Below are 13,851 nucleotides of genomic sequence, written 5' to 3'. Positions count from 1 at the left end.
GATCGCCCTAAACCTGGCCATGGGCCGAGGCGCGGCGGCGCAGCGCGACGAAGGCCACGACGCTGAGCGCCGCCGCGCCGACAGCCACGATCGAAATGTCGCCCAGGGCGCTCTCGAGCTGATGCCACGAGGTGCCGGTGAAGTAGCCGCCGACGACCACCGCGGTGGCCCACAGCGCGCCGCCGATCGCGTTGAAGACCAGGAATTTGCGGTACGGCATGAGCGTCATCCCGGCCATGGCGGGCACCAACGCGCGCATCAGCCCGATCCAGCGGCCGGCGACGACGGCCCAGACGCCGTGCTTGCGGGTGAAGGCGTCGGCCTTGGCCCAGCGCTCGTCGCCGATCAGCCGGCCGAGCCGACTCGCCTTGATGGTGTCGCCGCCGAGGCGGCCGATCTCGTAGCCCGCGGAGTCGCCGAGGACGGCGGCCGCGACGGCGACGATAAGCAGGATCGGCAGGCTCAGGTGCCCGGTTCCGGCCAGCACGCCGCCGAGCAGCAGCGCGGCCTCGCCAGGGAAGACGAGCCCGATGAAAGCGGCCGATTCGACGAAGGCGAGCAGGCCGATGACGAGGTAGGCGAGCCAGGCCGGGGCGGACGAGACGATGGTCAGTAGTTGGGTCATGACCGGCCTCCGGTGAGTTGGGGCAGAAACGCCTCGGCGCTCATTACGGCGACGGTGACGCGAGGCAGGTCGCGGGCCGAGGGATAGCAGAGGAAGCGGGGCTGCCAGTCGGGCTGGAACTTGGCGTTGGCGCGGTAGAGCGACTCGATCTGCCAGACCCGGGACGCCAGCTTGAGGGTGCGGTAACCGATACGGATGAACGGTCCGGCGCCGAGCTCTTCGCCGCGGGCGAACACGCCGCGCAGGACGGCGAAGTTGAGCGAGAGGCGGGTGAGGCCGGCCGTGCCGGCGTACTCGATGGCCGCGACGATCATCAGTTCGGTGAGACCGTTCGGCGCCGTGCGGTCGCCGCGCATCAGGTCGAGTGACAGGCCGCTGCGGCCCCACGGCACGAAGTTGAGCAGGCCGCGCAGCCGGCCGGTGTCGTCGCGGCACAGCACCAGCAGGCAGTCGCCGTCGTCGGGGTCGCCGAGGCGGGACAGCGCCATCGAGAAGCCGCGCTCGACTTTGCCGTCGCGCAGCGCGTCCGCGCAGGCCGTGACCTCGGCCAGCTCGGCGGGGGGAAGGTCGCGCTGGCGTACCACCCGGGTTTCGTATCCAGCGCGGCGCATCCGCCCGACCGCCTGCCGGACCGTGCGCATGCTGCGGCCGTCGAGCGAGAAGCCGGGCATGTCGACGATGGCCTCGTCACCAACGGCGAGAACTTCCAACCCCGATCTGCTGTACGCCTTGCCGCCGGCTGGACCGCAGGCGAGGACGGCCGGGGTCCACCCGTGGCGCGCGCACTCGTCCCGCCAGGCAGCGATCGCCAGGGGCCACTCCGACGCCACGCCGATCGGGTCGCCGGAGGCCAGGCTCACCCCGTTGACCACCCGGTAGGCCACGGCCGCCTTGCCCGACGGGGCCCACGCGAGCCGCTTGTCGCGGCGCAACGCGAAGTAGGCGAGCGAATCGCCGTCGCCGTACCGGCCGATCGTCTCCCGCAGCCGGGTCTCGTCGTCCGCGACCGACTTCGGGCCGGCGACCGGCCGGAGCAGCAGCAGGACCAGCGAGGCGAGCGCGAGCAGCCCGAATGCGCCGGTCGCGTAGGTCACGTCGGCGCTGCCGAGCAGCGGGCCGTGCACCCCGAACAGGCCGAGCGCTACATGTTCGACGCGGTGGAGCCCGCTGGTCGTTCCGCCCCCGTGTGCGGCGATCAGCGCGAGCCCCACCGCGAAGCCCGCACCGAGGAAGGCCGCGGCCGCCTGCCACGCCCGTTTGCGGTCGCGCGGGTCGCCACCGGCGGTGAACCGGCGCCGCTGGGCGATCAGCAGGACGACGATCGCCAGGGCCAGCGCGGTCGGGACGATCAGGCCCTTGAGCACGTGCAGCGCCGTGCTGAGGATGGCCAGCCCGAGCGCGATCTGCCACGCCCGCCGTTTGCCGCGGCGCAGCCCGGTGCCCAGATAGAGCAGCAGCACCCCGATCACGGCCGTGGCCGCCCGCGCGGTCACCATGCCCGCCGTGGGCACCAGGTCGGCCAGCGGCGCGACCCGGTGGTGCATGGCCGGCGACACCGACGACGCCAGGTCGACGGCGCCGACGAACTGGACGAGCCGTGCCACCGGCGTCAGCGAGTTCCTCATGATCGAGAAGGTAGGGGCCGGGTCCTTAAGATTTGCTAAATGTGGGGATGCGCACCCGCGTCGCGGCCCCTTGGCGCAGGTCGAGCACGTCGATCGTGCCGCCGTGGGCCTGGGCGATCTCCCGGGCGATGGCCAGCCCGAGCCCGGTGCCGCCGTCCTCGCGGGAACGGCTGTCGTCGAGCCGGACGAAACGGTCGAAGATGCGTTCCCGGTCTTCGGCGGCGATGGGCGGGCCATCGTTGCCGACCAGAATCTCGGCCCAGTCGTCGTCAGCGGCCAGATTGAGGGTGACGGCACCTCGCGCGTACCGCAGGGTGTTGTCGGTGAGGTTGCGTAGCAGCCGCGCCAGCCGATCCGGATCGCCGGTCACCCGCACGGGGTCGACCGTGCCCTGGAGGCGCAGATCGGGACGTTCGACGGACACCCGCTCGCGCTCGGCGTAGAGCAGGTCGTCGAGGTCGACGTCCTCACGGCGTACCACCAATTCTTGGTCGTCGGAACGGGCCAGCAGCAGCATGTCCTCGACCAGGCGCGACATGCGGCGGCTCTCACCGTGAATGCGCCGGACGGCCCGGGCCGGCGCCTCGCTCAGATTCGCCGCGGCCAGCAGGTCGGCGTTGCCGTGGATGGTGGTGAGCGGACTGCGCAGCTCGTGGCTGGCGTCGGCGACGAACCGTCGCTGGGCCGCCGCGGACGCCTCGATCCGGTCGAGCATCGTGTTCATGGTGCGGGCCAGCGCGGCGATCTCGTCCTCGGCGATGGGTACGGGCAGGCGCGCGTGCAGGTTGGTCGCCGTGATCGAGGCCGCTTTCCGGCGCATCGCCTCGACGGGGCGCAGCGTGCGGCCCACGAAGAAGAAGACGGCGACGCCGACCGCGACGGCCAGGATCGGCAGGCCGACCAGCAGCGCGGTCACGATCGCGTCGCTGCCGTAGCGCACGAACTCGAGGGAGACCGCGACCAGCACGGTGCGCTCGCCGGCCGGCGCCCGCACCCCGGTCGCCTGGATCCAGTATTGCTTTGATTTCTCGTACGCGGTCTGTCCCGCGGCCGGGCGCAGCGTGGACAGCGGCGTGCGCCCGGCGTTGGAGCGGCCCACGACGGCGCCGTCGGCCCCGACGATCTGGACCAGGCTGCCCCACGAGTCCTGGCGCAGGGCGAACCGCAGCGCGATCGGGTCGCCCGAGGCGACCGCGGCGGTGACCTGGCCGGAGCGGTCGTCGGCGGCCCCCTGAACGTCGTCGAGCAGCAGCGACCGTGCGGTGACCAGTAGAATTCCGCCGGCGAGGACCGAGGCGATCGTCACCACCACGCCGGCGGTGAGGGCGGAGCGCATCCGCACGCCCAACTGGCGTCGTAGCCTCATCAAGAGGGGCATATCGGTCACGCTACGGGAGGTTCGAGTGCGGGTGTTGGTCGTCGAGGACGAGGTCGTCGTGGCCGAGACGATCCGGGAAGGGCTGGCGGCGGAGGGCTTCACCGTCGACCTCACCCACGACGGCGTCGAAGGGCTGTGGGCCGCCACCGAGGCCCCGCACGGCGCGTACGACGTGATCGTGCTCGACATCATGCTGCCCCGGCTCAGTGGCTACGAGGTGTGCCGGCAGCTGCGCGAGCGGCGCGTCTGGACCCCGATCCTCATGCTGACGGCCAAGGACGGCGAGTACGACCAGGCCGACGCGCTCGACCTGGGAGCCGACGACTACCTGATCAAGCCGTTCTCGTTCGTGGTCCTCGTGGCCCGGTTGCGTGCCCTGATCCGCCGAGGGGCCCCCGAGCGCCCGGCCGTCCTGCGCAGCGGCGACCTCACGCTCGACCCGTCGGCGCGTGAGGTCCGGCTCGGCGCCGGCTTGCTTTCGATGACGCCGCGCGAGTTCGCCATGCTGGAGTTCCTGATGCGCCACCCCGGCAAGGTGATGAGCCGCACGGCGATCCTGCAGAACGTGTGGGACGCGGCCTTCGACGGCGATCCCAACATCGTGGACGTCTATATCGGCTACCTGCGCAAGAAGATCGGCCGCGAGGCGATCGAGACCGTGCGCGGCACCGGTTTCCGCGTGATCGAGCATGCCCGGCAAACTAGCTAGCCGACTCTGAGAATCCCCTGAAGGCGGCGGCGTTCACGGGATTCTTAGAAGACTTCCGCGACAGTGGCGCCCATGGAACTCGTGCAGCACTGGGGATACGCCGCCGTCTTCGCGGTCATCTTCGTCGAGAGCTTCGGACTGCCCACCCCCGGACAGACCGTCATGGTGACGGCGGCCATCGTGGCCAGCTCCGGGCATCTCAACGTCTGGTTGGTCGGCCTGCTGGCCTTCGCCGCCGCCGTGCTGGGCGACAACGTCGGCTACTGGATCGGTACGCGAGGAGGCCGCCGGGCAGTTCACCGCTGGGGAAGATACGTCTTCGTCACGCCGGAGAGGTTCGCCCGCATCGAGGACTTCTTCGCCCGCCGCGGCAGCCGGGTCGTCGTGGTGGCCCGCTTCTTCGACGGCCTGCGCCAGTTCAACGGCATCCTGGCCGGCATCACGGCCATGCCATGGCGCAAATTCCTGCTGCACAACGCCATCGGCGCCGCCCTCTGGGTCGGCTTGTGGGTGCCCCTCGCCTACTTCTTCGGCGCGCAACTCGTCAAGGCCCACGCCGAGTGGTGGCTCCTCGGCTTCGGCGCCATCGGCGCCGCGATCACCGCCTGGTGGTATCTGCGCCGCGAGAGGTCATCAAAGCGTTCGGCCGAAGAATCCACGCGGCAGGAAGACCCGAACACCAGAGAGAACCGCCGCGGCGGGGACCGCCGGCAGGGATCCCAAGATGCCGAACAGGGCGCCGTGGGAAACCAGCGCGACGGAGACGGCGGTGAGCACCGCCAGCTCCCCGAGAGCTATCCGGTCACGAGCTGCGCAGCCCGTTGACCGTGATCCACGGCGACGTCGCGCGGCTGCTCGCCGACCCCGTCCATGGACTCTGATGCCGTACCCGTTCCCGGAGGCCATGTCGCATGATCGCGAGCCTGGTGGTGATCGCGGTAGTCACCGGGGCCTGGTCACTCGTGACCGGGCGGCTCGAACGCTGGCACGTTCGCGCCCCGCTGGTGATGGTGGTGGCCGGCATCCTGACCGGGATCTTCACGAGCGCCTTCGCCGACACGCTGAACTCCACGGTCGCTCAGCACGTGGCCGAGGTGATCCTCGCCGGCACCTCCTCGACGGCCGACACGCCGCTCGAGGCCTTGGGCGCCGCGGTTCCCAGCGCGCTCAAGGCAATCCTGTGCGGGCTGGGTCTCGGCCTGCTGATCGCCTGGCTGATGAACCTGGCCGACGCTCGCGGCTGGACCACCGGCCAGTCCCGGCGCATCACCGTCGTGGCCGCCCCGCTGCTGGCCTACACCGCGACGGTGGCGATCGGCGGCAACGGCTTCGTGGCCGCCTTCGTCTGCGGCATCGCCTTCCGCTTCCTGCGCCACGTCCGCCCCCGCCACCACGTCAAGCAGCGGGCCGGCACACCCGATCTGCAACTGCTCGAGGACACTGCTGGCAGCTGGGCGTCTACTGTCTGGCGGTCCTCACCGTCATTCGCGTCGGGCCCATGCTGCCGTCACTGGCCGGTTCCTCGATGACCTGGCGGGAACGGATCGCCGTAGGGGCGATCGGGCCGCGGGGCACCACATCGATCGTCTTCGGCCTGCTCGCTTTCAACGAGCTCCCCGAGGGCGAACTGGCCCGAACGGCACTGGCCACGATGACGATCACCGTGATCGTGAGTGTGCTTCTGCACGGGCCCGGTGCTGTGGTGGTGGGCCGGCGGCGGGTCGGCGCGTCCTCAACCGTCGTGTGACGGTGCTGTCAGGGACTCGACGGTCAGGGCTGCGCGCAGTATCGGCGCAGCGGCCACCAGGGTCGCCGTAGCGAGGAACAGGCCGACGGCGCCCCACGGTGAGGCCGCCACCAGAAGCTTGGCCCCAGGGTTTTGATTCGGCCGATCCGGCGGGCGGCGAACGCGCTGACCGCCACGCCGGGCCAGAGAGAGACCGAGGCGGCCGACAACACGACCGAGACTGTCCCGGCGGGCAGTCCCGCATGGCTTTCGCCGAGATCTCGCTGAACGACCCGGCGCGTCCGGCAGGGTACGGACCACCCGGAACGCCGGCAGACAGCAGATCGCGAGGGTGGTGAAGTCGGCCCCGTCGCCCCAGACACCGTTCATCAACGGCACCGCGATGATCAGCAGAGCGAGCACGACGGTGCCGCCGAGCACGGCCACGGCCGAGGCACGGTCCGGATCGGGTGTCGCACGAAGCAGATTTCACCTATCGACGTGAGGAAGCGCTGCCCGCTGAGCTAGTCCTCACAACCTTCAACGGCGTCGCATGGTCATGGCTCTCACATCGGGACAACGACCGCGCCCGACTGAGCCTGAGCGATCGGTCACGTGGCTGTGCCGGGCGCCGAGGAGAAGGTGTGCCAGTGCGGCAACCGGGGTTGCCTCGACACCGTCGCCGGCGGATCGGCCCTCTCCCAGGCCGGGCGAGAGCTCGCCGCGAACGGGCGGAGCCCGGCCCTCGCGGCGGTGCTCGCGAGCACCGGCGCGATCCGGCCGGTCGACATCACCCGGTCCGCCGACGAGGGCGACCCGGCCGCCCAGGCCCTGCTGAACCGCGTGGCCACGGTGGTCGGTGACAGCCTGGCCACGCTGGTCAACGCGTACAACCCCGACCTGGTGGTGGTCGGCGGTGGCATGGCCCGCGCGGGCGAGCACGTGCTGAGCGCCATCCGGCGCCAGACCTACCGCCACGCCCTGCCCGCCGCCACCGAGAACCTGCGCATCGAGCTCTCGGTGGTCGACGAGGAGATCGCCGGCCTGGTCGGCGCGGTCCAGTTCGGCCTCGACCGGATCTTCTCCGCCGCCTATCTGCCAACGTTGCTGGAGAACGCCGCGGCGGCCGAAAATGTCGTACCCGGGACGTAGGTTGTCGGCATGACCGAGACCGCCCTCAGCGAAGCCGACTTCGCCGCTGCTGTCGAGCAGGCGCAGACCGCCGCCAAGTCGTACTACGACACCGGTGACGTGCTGATGACCGACGCCGACTACGACGCGCTGCTCGACCGGATCACCGCGGCCAAGCGGGCGCATCCCGAGTGGGACGATCGCGGGGTCACCACGCGGGTCGCGGCGGGGGTGTCCGGTGGCGGCGACGTCCGCCATCCGGAGCCGATGATGTCGCTCGGCAAGGTCACCGGTGAGGACGAGGTGCGGGCCTTCGTGGCGAGCCTCGGTGGTGACCCCTGCCTGGTCGAGGTCAAGCTCGACGGGCTCGCCATCCGGGCCGCGTACGAGTCGGGGCGGCTGGTCCTGGCCGCGCTGCGCGGCGACGGCAGCACGGGGGAGAACGTCACGGGGCAGGTGCTGCGGGGCATCGCCGGGCTGCCCGGGCGGCTCGGCAGCGCCTGGTCGGGTGAGGTCCGCGGCGAGGTCTACATGACCGTGGCCGACTTCGAGGCGGCCAGCGCCAACCGGGTCGCGGCCGGCGGCAAGGCCTTCATCAACTCGCGCGGGGCGGTGGCCGGGTCGATCCGCGCCGCCGATCGCACCTACGAGGCGCCGATGACCTTCGCGGCGTACGACATCTCCGGCGACTTCGCCTCCCACCAGGAGCGCATGGCCCGGGCCGTCGAGCTCGGCTTCCAGGTCGCGGGGCGGCTGGCCACCGGCGAGGTTCAGGTCGCCGGGGACGCCGACGCCGCGCTGGCCGCCGTCGCGCGCATCGGTGAGCTGCGCCGGGGTCTCGAGTTCCCGATCGACGGGGCGGTGCTCACGGCCGATCTCGAGTCGACCCGGCGGCGGCTCGGTTCCGGCAGCCGTACGCCGTACTGGTCGGCCGCCTTCAAATATCCGGCCGATACGGGCTCCACCGTGCTGCGTGACATCGAGGTGCGGGTCGGGCGCACGGGGCGCATCTCGTTGCGGGCCGTGCTCGACCCGGTCTTCGTCGACGGCACCACGATCACCTACGCCACGCTGCACAACCCGAAATTCGTCGAGGAGCAGGGCCTGGCCATCGGGCAGACCGTGGCCGTGTGGCGGGCCGGCGACGTCATCCCGCGGGTCACCGCGCCCATCGGCGAGCAGCCGCACGGCCTCACGCCGTGGGCGCCGCCCGAGACGTGCCCGCAGTGCGGCGAGCCCTGGGACAAGTCGAGCCTGCTCTGGCGCTGCCACACCGCCTCGTGCAGCGCCACCAACGCGCTCGAATACTGGTGCAGCCGCGAGGCCATGGATGTCGAGGGCGCGGGCGAGGCCCTGTGCGTCGCCCTGGTCAACGCCGGGCTCGCGACCGACGTCGCCGATCTCTACTCGCTCACCGAGGACCAGCTGGCCGAGCTGCCGGTCGGCAACACCAAGGCCGGCGGTGTGGTCCTGCTCGGCAAGCTGAACGCGGCCAAGGTCGTCGCGTCGCTCGAGCACAGCAAGTCCCAGCCGTTCAACCGGGTCATCACCGGCCTGGGCATCCGGATGACCGGCCGCAGCGTCGGCCGCTGGCTGGCCGCCCGCTTCAAGACCATGGAGGCGCTGCGGGCCGCCACGGTCGAGGAGATCGCCGAGATCGACAAGATGGGCCTGATCAAGGCGCAGCACGTCGTCGACGGCCTCGCCGCCATGTCCGGCGTCATCGACCGCCTGGCCGCGGCCGGCGTCACCATGAGCGTCCCCGAGACCGAGGGCGAGAAACCCTTCGAGGGCAGGACGTACGTGGTCAGCGGCAGCGTCCCGGGCTATACGCGCACCACGGTCAGCGAGCGCATCGAGGAGCTCGGCGGCCGGGCCAGCGGCAGTGTCTCGGCCACCACCACGGCGCTGATCACCTCCGAGACCACCACGGCCAAGGCCACCAAGGCCGCCAAGCTGGGCATCCCGATCATCGACCCGGCCGAGTTCGCCCAGATGCTGGCCGGCTGACCATGACCGACGAGTGGATCTACAACGGCCGGCCGGACGGCGCCCGGTTCCTTCCCGAGCGGATCGCCGAGCCGGCCCGCACCGAGATCGAGGACGACATCTGGTCCTGGGTGGTGCGCGGCGAGGAGGACGCCGCCGAGTTCGCCGGCTATCTCGAGGGCGACGACGTCCGTGAGGGCATCACCGACGAGGAGCTCGCTTCGGCGTACGACCGCGCCCTGGCCGTCCGCCGATCCCAGCAGCGCGAGTGGGGGACCGTCCACAGCAACCTCACCCTGGCCTTCGCCGAGCTGAACGACCTCGGCGTGCTCGCGCGGCAGAACTTCGCCTGCTGCGGCACGTGCGCCGCGGCCGAGATCCACGGCGAGCGCGACGGCTCCCGCCACTGGCGGGGATATCTGTGGTTCCACGAGCAGGACACCGAGTCGCTGATCGCGGGCGGCGCGCTCTATCTGGGGTACGGTGCCTACGACGCGCCGGAAGCCGGATATCAGGCGGCCGTCGAGCGCCTCATGGACGACGTCGTCTTCCCGGTCCTCCACCGGCACGGCATGCGACCCGACTGGAACCGCAACCTCTCCACCCGTGTGCATGTGACCGGCGCCCATTGGTATGCGCCGTTGGGCGGCACGTGACGTCGTTCCGGATCGACCGCGCCCCGGCCGACCACCTGCGGAAGGTCGCGTCGATCTTCGCGGTGTTCGACCGGCAGGACTCGGGCAACGTGTCCTACGGGGTCGAGTGGGGCGGTGAACGGCTCTTCGTCAAGACGGCTGGGAGCCCGGAGCTCGACCTGCCGCATCTCAGCGCCGCGCAGCGCTGGGCGCTGCTGCGCAACGCGGTTCGGATCGGCGAGACGTATGAGCACGACGCTCTGCCGCGCCTGCGCGGGGTGGCCGAGTCGCCGCACGGGCCGATGCTGATCTACGACTGGGTCGACGGCGAGCTGCTCGGCGCCGGCCGGGACAAGCGCGACGATCCGGCGTCGGCCTTCTCCCGGTTCCGGCGGCTGCCGCCCGAGCGTGTCGTGGCCGCGCTCGACAGCGTCGTCGAGGTTCACGACCTGCTCGGACGGGGCGGGGAGGTGGCCGGCGACTTCTACGACGGGTGCCTGATCTACGACTTCGCCGCGCACCGGATCACCCTGGTCGACCTCGACAACTACCGGCCGGGGCCCTACCGGAACGAGATGGGGAGGATGTTCGGGTCGGCCCGGTTCATGGCGCCGGAGGAGTTCGCCGCGGGCGAGATGATCGACCAGCGCACGTCTGTGTTCACTCTGGGCCGCGCGGTGCTCGTCCTGCTCGGGGACGGCACGACGGACCGCGAGGCGTTTCGCGGGCCGGCGGCGCTCTGGGAAGTTGCCGTGCGGGCGTGCCGGCCGGCGCCCGCCGATCGTCAGCGCGACCTGGCCGCGTTCGGTGCCGCGTGGTGGGAGGCGAGGTCGCGGGCGGGTCAGAGGTGACCGGTGTCGTTGAAGGAAGCCAGGGTCGGCGGGTGGCCGGAGTCCCATTGGACGATGGTGAGGGCGCAGTTGTCCTGGTTGAGGCCGATCCAGCGCCACGGTGGGGCGTCCAGGGCGTGACGGACGAACCAGCCGATCACGAAATTGTGGGTGATCAAGAGGTGGTCGCCGGTGGTGTTGAAGTGGGCGACGGCGGCCTGCAGGGCCTGGGCGTCCTCGTCGCGTTCGCCGGCCGGGACGCTGTCGAGCCAGTCGTGCCAGCGCGGGGGGTACAGGTCCCGTTGGCCGGGAGAGGGCACCGGCGTCCGGTCGGTCACGTGGTCACAGCTGTGCCGGGGGACCCGTGGCAGAGAGGAGGCGACGATGTCCGCGGTCTGAGCCGCCCGGGGCAGCGGGCTGTGGTGGATCGCGGTGAAGAGGACCTCGTCGAGCCGGCGGGCCAGGCGCTCGGCCTGCTCACGGCCGCGCGGTGACAGGCCGCCGCCGGGACTTTGCTCGCCGTGGCGGACGAGGTACAGCTTCGTGCGGGCCATGGCCAGCACGGTAGATCACGGGCGCACGATCGCGCGGGCGCAGGGGCGTCAGCGGCCCGGGTTGCGGCGCAGGGCGGGGAGGCGGCTGGCCCGGATCGTGGCGCGGCGAGGGCCGATCACCTGGCCCTGGTCGTTGATCTCGGTGCCCTCGACCTCGTACCACGTCTCGCCGTCCTGCTGGATGGGCGCGGAGGCCAGCACCCGGTCGATCCGGATGCGCAGCGGGCCGCTGCCGAAACGGTAGTCGGCCTCGGCGAACGTCCAGATCTGGCTGGTGGACGGGTCGTGGGTGGTCATCTCACCTCATCACCTCGGAGGCGGCGTGCCCCGGGAAGGAATCTGAGACCCATCATGGACTTCGAATATGTGCGTGCCAAGGGCATCTGCACGTGCATATGCAATCGCCTGACGGAAGTTTGCCCGATTGGCCAGCCCCGCACCCCCGGAACGCGCGACCCATGCCGGGTCGGCGGTCACCGGCTTGCTGAATCGGTTGACCTCGGAAGAGATCTCAGCGCTGCGTGCTCGGCTTCCGGCCCGTGACCTGCTGCCACAGCCAGCCCGCGGGCACCGTGCGGCCATAGAGGACGTACTCGCTGACCACATGATTGGTCATGGTGTCCAGCAGGTCGCGGCGGGCGATCCGGCGCCCCGCGAACAAGATCTGATCCCCGGCCCGCAGGCGGGTGCCGTCGTCCGGGCCCAATGTCGACTCGTCGCCGCGCAGCAGGAGCAGCGGCACCGCGGCGATCCGCTGGTCGCGGTCGTGCGGGCAGCGCGTCAGGTCACCGAGCGGGGCCGTGCCCGAGTCGAGCCAGCTCATCAGGGCCGGCGCCTCCCGCTCGGTCAGCGTCACCTTCCACAGCCCGTCCAGATGGGAGCCGCAGTGCGCGCCCAGCCGGTCGATCGTCCCGGCCGCCCACTCGTCGCCGAGAGCCGGCATCTCCTGGAGGAAACGCCAGGTCAGCGGGGTGCTCAGCTGCGCGTAGATCTCCCGGGCGGCCATCTCGGCCGGCACCAGCAGCCAGTCGACGTCCATCGTGGCGAACAGCGGCGCGTTGCGCGGCCGGTTCTGCCGGGCCCCGATGAACAGCGACGGGTTCTCCTTGCGGGCCGCCGCCACCAGCGACAGGTTCGTCGCGTCGTTGTGGGTGCCGGCCACGAAGCCGACCGCGCCGGCCAGGTCGGCCCGGGCCATGACCGACGGCTCCGACGCGTCGCCCTCGATCACCCCCGGCTCGGTGGCGGCGAGGTCGATCACGGTGACCTCCAGGCCGTCCGCCCGGAGGTCCTCGACCAGCTTGTGCCCGAAACGGCCGTACCCGCAGACCACCCACCGGCCCGACGTCGGCGGGCGGCCACGGTCGGGCAGGGTCGCCCCCTCGCCGCGGATCAGCCAGGCCAGCAGCTGGAACGACGAGGGCTGGTGCAGGGCCAGGCGGATGTGGTCGCCGAACCGGTCGAACGGGTTGACCACCGTCGGCGAGCCGAACGCGCGCATCCGGTGCTCGATCACCGGCGAGACCGTGCGGGCGATCACCGGCAGGTTCGGCCTGATCAGGGCGGCCGTCATGGCCACGGTCAGGTTGACCTCGTCGTTGTTGGTCAGCGCGATCACCCCCTCGCACTGCGGGTGTTCGAGGCCGGCCGCGCCCAGCATGTGCGGGTTGGCGCCGTCGGCGACCAGGCCCGGCACGTCCGCGTAGTAGGCGTCGATGTCCAGCGAGTCCACGTGCTCGGGCGTGTTGTCGAGCACGACCAGCCGGCGCCCGAGGGAGTCCAGGGCCTGCCCGAGCAGCTGGCCGGTCTGCCCATAGCCGACGATCAGCAGGAACGGCTCGCGCATGTGCACGACCTGCCGGGTGAAGCGGCGCAGGGCCAGGGCCTCCCGGAAGGCCCGGTCGCGGACGAGGGTGAGCAGCGATCCGATCGCATAGGCCCAGCCCACGACGCTCAGGTAGATCGACGCGATCACCCACAGGCGCTGCGCACCGGTGAAGGAGTGCGGGATCTCGCCGTACCCGATGGTCGTGGCCGTGTAGCTCATGAAGTAGAACGCGTCGAAGAAGCCCATCCGCGTCGGGCGGCCCTGGGGGTCCTGGCCGGGCATCAGGGTCAGGCCGAGCACGCTGATCGCGAAGATGACGATCAGGACGATGAGCGGCGCCCGCATCCGGCGCAGGATCAGGAAGATCGTCGACGACGGCTCGGTGGGCCGGGTGACGGTCGTGCGGCCCTGGGGATGCGGCTTGCTGCCCATCAGCGGCGGTTGAACGACACGGTCTCGATCACCAGGAGCGCGACCGAGACCAGGTTGGCCAGCAGCGCGCCGCCCGAGAGCGACACCACGCTCGCCGTCGCCTCGCCGGTCATGCCGGCGCCGGAGATCTGCGTGGCGTAGACCCAGGCCAGCGTGGCGGCGATGAGCTGAAGGTCGGCGACCAGGCTGGTGGCCAGGTGGACGGCACCGATCTGGGTGCGGTCGCCGAACTTCAGCACGGTCGCGATCAGGTTGACCACGACCGCGGCGAACAGCTCGTACTCGTTGTGCAACGCCGGATCGGAGATGTCACCGATGAAGAACCCGAAGTTGAGCGTGGCAGCCAGGAGCACGAAGAAGCCGAAGATGACCTTTTCGAGACTCACGGC

16 protein-coding genes are annotated in these 13,851 nt (G+C 71.1%); 8 read left to right on the top strand and 8 right to left on the bottom strand.

Annotated elements, in window-relative coordinates:
* Positions 1-7: 7 nt before the first annotated feature.
* The 3 genes from ACFY36_RS15440 to ACFY36_RS15430 are packed head-to-tail and all read right to left on the bottom strand — an operon-like array spanning position 8 to position 3,616.
* The gene (locus ACFY36_RS15440; protein ID WP_499746602.1) at positions 8-625 is read right to left on the bottom strand and encodes a DedA family protein; all 618 of its coding nucleotides are present in this window, start codon (positions 623-625) and stop codon (positions 8-10) included.
* Entirely contained in the window at positions 622-2,250 is a 1,629-nt protein-coding gene (locus tag ACFY36_RS15435; protein ID WP_499746601.1) for a phosphatidylglycerol lysyltransferase domain-containing protein, read from the bottom strand. Before ACFY36_RS15435 ends, ACFY36_RS15440 begins: the two co-directional genes overlap by 4 nt.
* A gap of 25 nt (positions 2,251-2,275) precedes the next feature.
* The gene (locus ACFY36_RS15430) at positions 2,276-3,616 is read right to left on the bottom strand and encodes a sensor histidine kinase (protein ID WP_499746600.1); all 1,341 of its coding nucleotides are present in this window, start codon (positions 3,614-3,616) and stop codon (positions 2,276-2,278) included.
* Positions 3,617-3,653: 37 nt separating this feature from the next.
* Here ACFY36_RS15430 and ACFY36_RS15425 point away from each other — a divergent pair, with 37 nt between their 5' ends.
* The 4 genes from ACFY36_RS15425 (at position 3,654) to ACFY36_RS15410 (ending at position 6,084) form a co-directional block, all read left to right on the top strand.
* A complete protein-coding gene (locus ACFY36_RS15425) occupies positions 3,654-4,337 on the top strand; it encodes a response regulator transcription factor (protein ID WP_499746599.1) in 684 nt (227 codons plus the stop codon).
* A gap of 72 nt (positions 4,338-4,409) precedes the next feature.
* A complete protein-coding gene (locus ACFY36_RS15420; RefSeq protein WP_499746598.1) occupies positions 4,410-5,162 on the top strand; it encodes a DedA family protein in 753 nt (250 codons plus the stop codon).
* Positions 5,163-5,248: 86 nt separating this feature from the next.
* Positions 5,249-5,866 (top strand): cation:proton antiporter domain-containing protein, encoded by a 618-nt coding sequence (locus ACFY36_RS15415; RefSeq protein ID WP_499746597.1) that lies wholly within the window; start codon positions 5,249-5,251, stop codon positions 5,864-5,866.
* Positions 5,836-6,084, top strand: a complete 249-nt coding sequence (locus tag ACFY36_RS15410; RefSeq protein WP_499746596.1) for a hypothetical protein — start codon at positions 5,836-5,838, stop codon at positions 6,082-6,084. The genes ACFY36_RS15415 and ACFY36_RS15410 overlap by 31 nt, the downstream gene beginning before the upstream one ends.
* Here ACFY36_RS15410 and ACFY36_RS15405 read toward each other — a convergent pair.
* Positions 6,070-6,510: a hypothetical protein gene (locus tag ACFY36_RS15405; protein WP_499746595.1), complete on the bottom strand. Its 441-nt coding sequence runs from the start codon at positions 6,508-6,510 to the stop codon at positions 6,070-6,072. The genes ACFY36_RS15410 and ACFY36_RS15405 overlap by 15 nt on opposite strands.
* A gap of 168 nt (positions 6,511-6,678) precedes the next feature.
* On the opposite strand from ACFY36_RS15405, the gene ACFY36_RS15400 reads away from it, so the two are divergent.
* Genes ACFY36_RS15400 through ACFY36_RS15385 form a run of 4 tightly spaced genes read left to right on the top strand, consistent with a single transcriptional unit; the run spans position 6,679 to position 10,669 of the window.
* Positions 6,679-7,215 carry an ROK family protein gene (locus tag ACFY36_RS15400; RefSeq protein WP_499746594.1) on the top strand — a complete coding sequence of 179 codons (537 nt, stop codon included), beginning with the start codon at positions 6,679-6,681 and terminating at the stop codon, positions 7,213-7,215.
* Positions 7,216-7,224: 9 nt separating this feature from the next.
* Positions 7,225-9,204 (top strand): NAD-dependent DNA ligase LigA, encoded by a 1,980-nt coding sequence (gene ligA / locus ACFY36_RS15395; protein WP_499746593.1) that lies wholly within the window; start codon positions 7,225-7,227, stop codon positions 9,202-9,204.
* A 2-nt stretch (positions 9,205-9,206) separates the two neighbouring features.
* Positions 9,207-9,839, top strand: a complete 633-nt coding sequence (locus tag ACFY36_RS15390; protein ID WP_499746592.1) for a DUF6891 domain-containing protein — start codon at positions 9,207-9,209, stop codon at positions 9,837-9,839.
* Positions 9,836-10,669 carry a serine/threonine protein kinase gene (locus ACFY36_RS15385; protein ID WP_499746591.1) on the top strand — a complete coding sequence of 278 codons (834 nt, stop codon included), beginning with the start codon at positions 9,836-9,838 and terminating at the stop codon, positions 10,667-10,669. The genes ACFY36_RS15390 and ACFY36_RS15385 overlap by 4 nt, the downstream gene beginning before the upstream one ends.
* On the opposite strand, the gene ACFY36_RS15380 is transcribed toward ACFY36_RS15385, so the two are convergent.
* From ACFY36_RS15380 to ACFY36_RS15365, 4 genes are all read right to left on the bottom strand, one after another.
* Positions 10,660-11,202 carry a histidine phosphatase family protein gene (locus ACFY36_RS15380; RefSeq protein WP_499746590.1) on the bottom strand — a complete coding sequence of 181 codons (543 nt, stop codon included), beginning with the start codon at positions 11,200-11,202 and terminating at the stop codon, positions 10,660-10,662. The genes ACFY36_RS15385 and ACFY36_RS15380 overlap by 10 nt on opposite strands.
* 48 nt (positions 11,203-11,250) lie before the next feature.
* Entirely contained in the window at positions 11,251-11,499 is a 249-nt protein-coding gene (locus ACFY36_RS15375; protein WP_499746589.1) for a hypothetical protein, read from the bottom strand.
* Positions 11,500-11,713: 214 nt separating this feature from the next.
* Positions 11,714-13,462 (bottom strand): potassium channel family protein, encoded by a 1,749-nt coding sequence (locus ACFY36_RS15370; protein ID WP_499746588.1) that lies wholly within the window; start codon positions 13,460-13,462, stop codon positions 11,714-11,716.
* Positions 13,462-13,848 (bottom strand): DUF6394 family protein, encoded by a 387-nt coding sequence (locus tag ACFY36_RS15365; RefSeq protein WP_097327907.1) that lies wholly within the window; start codon positions 13,846-13,848, stop codon positions 13,462-13,464. The genes ACFY36_RS15370 and ACFY36_RS15365 overlap by 1 nt, the downstream gene beginning before the upstream one ends.
* Positions 13,849-13,851: the final 3 nt, after the last annotated feature.

The sequence above is a fragment of the Actinoplanes sp. NPDC000266 genome (genome assembly GCF_042899005.1).
Lineage (GTDB): Bacteria > Actinomycetota > Actinomycetes > Mycobacteriales > Micromonosporaceae > Actinoplanes.
The sequence above is the reverse complement of the archived record's forward strand: the minus strand, read 5'-3'. Positions and strand labels throughout refer to the sequence as shown.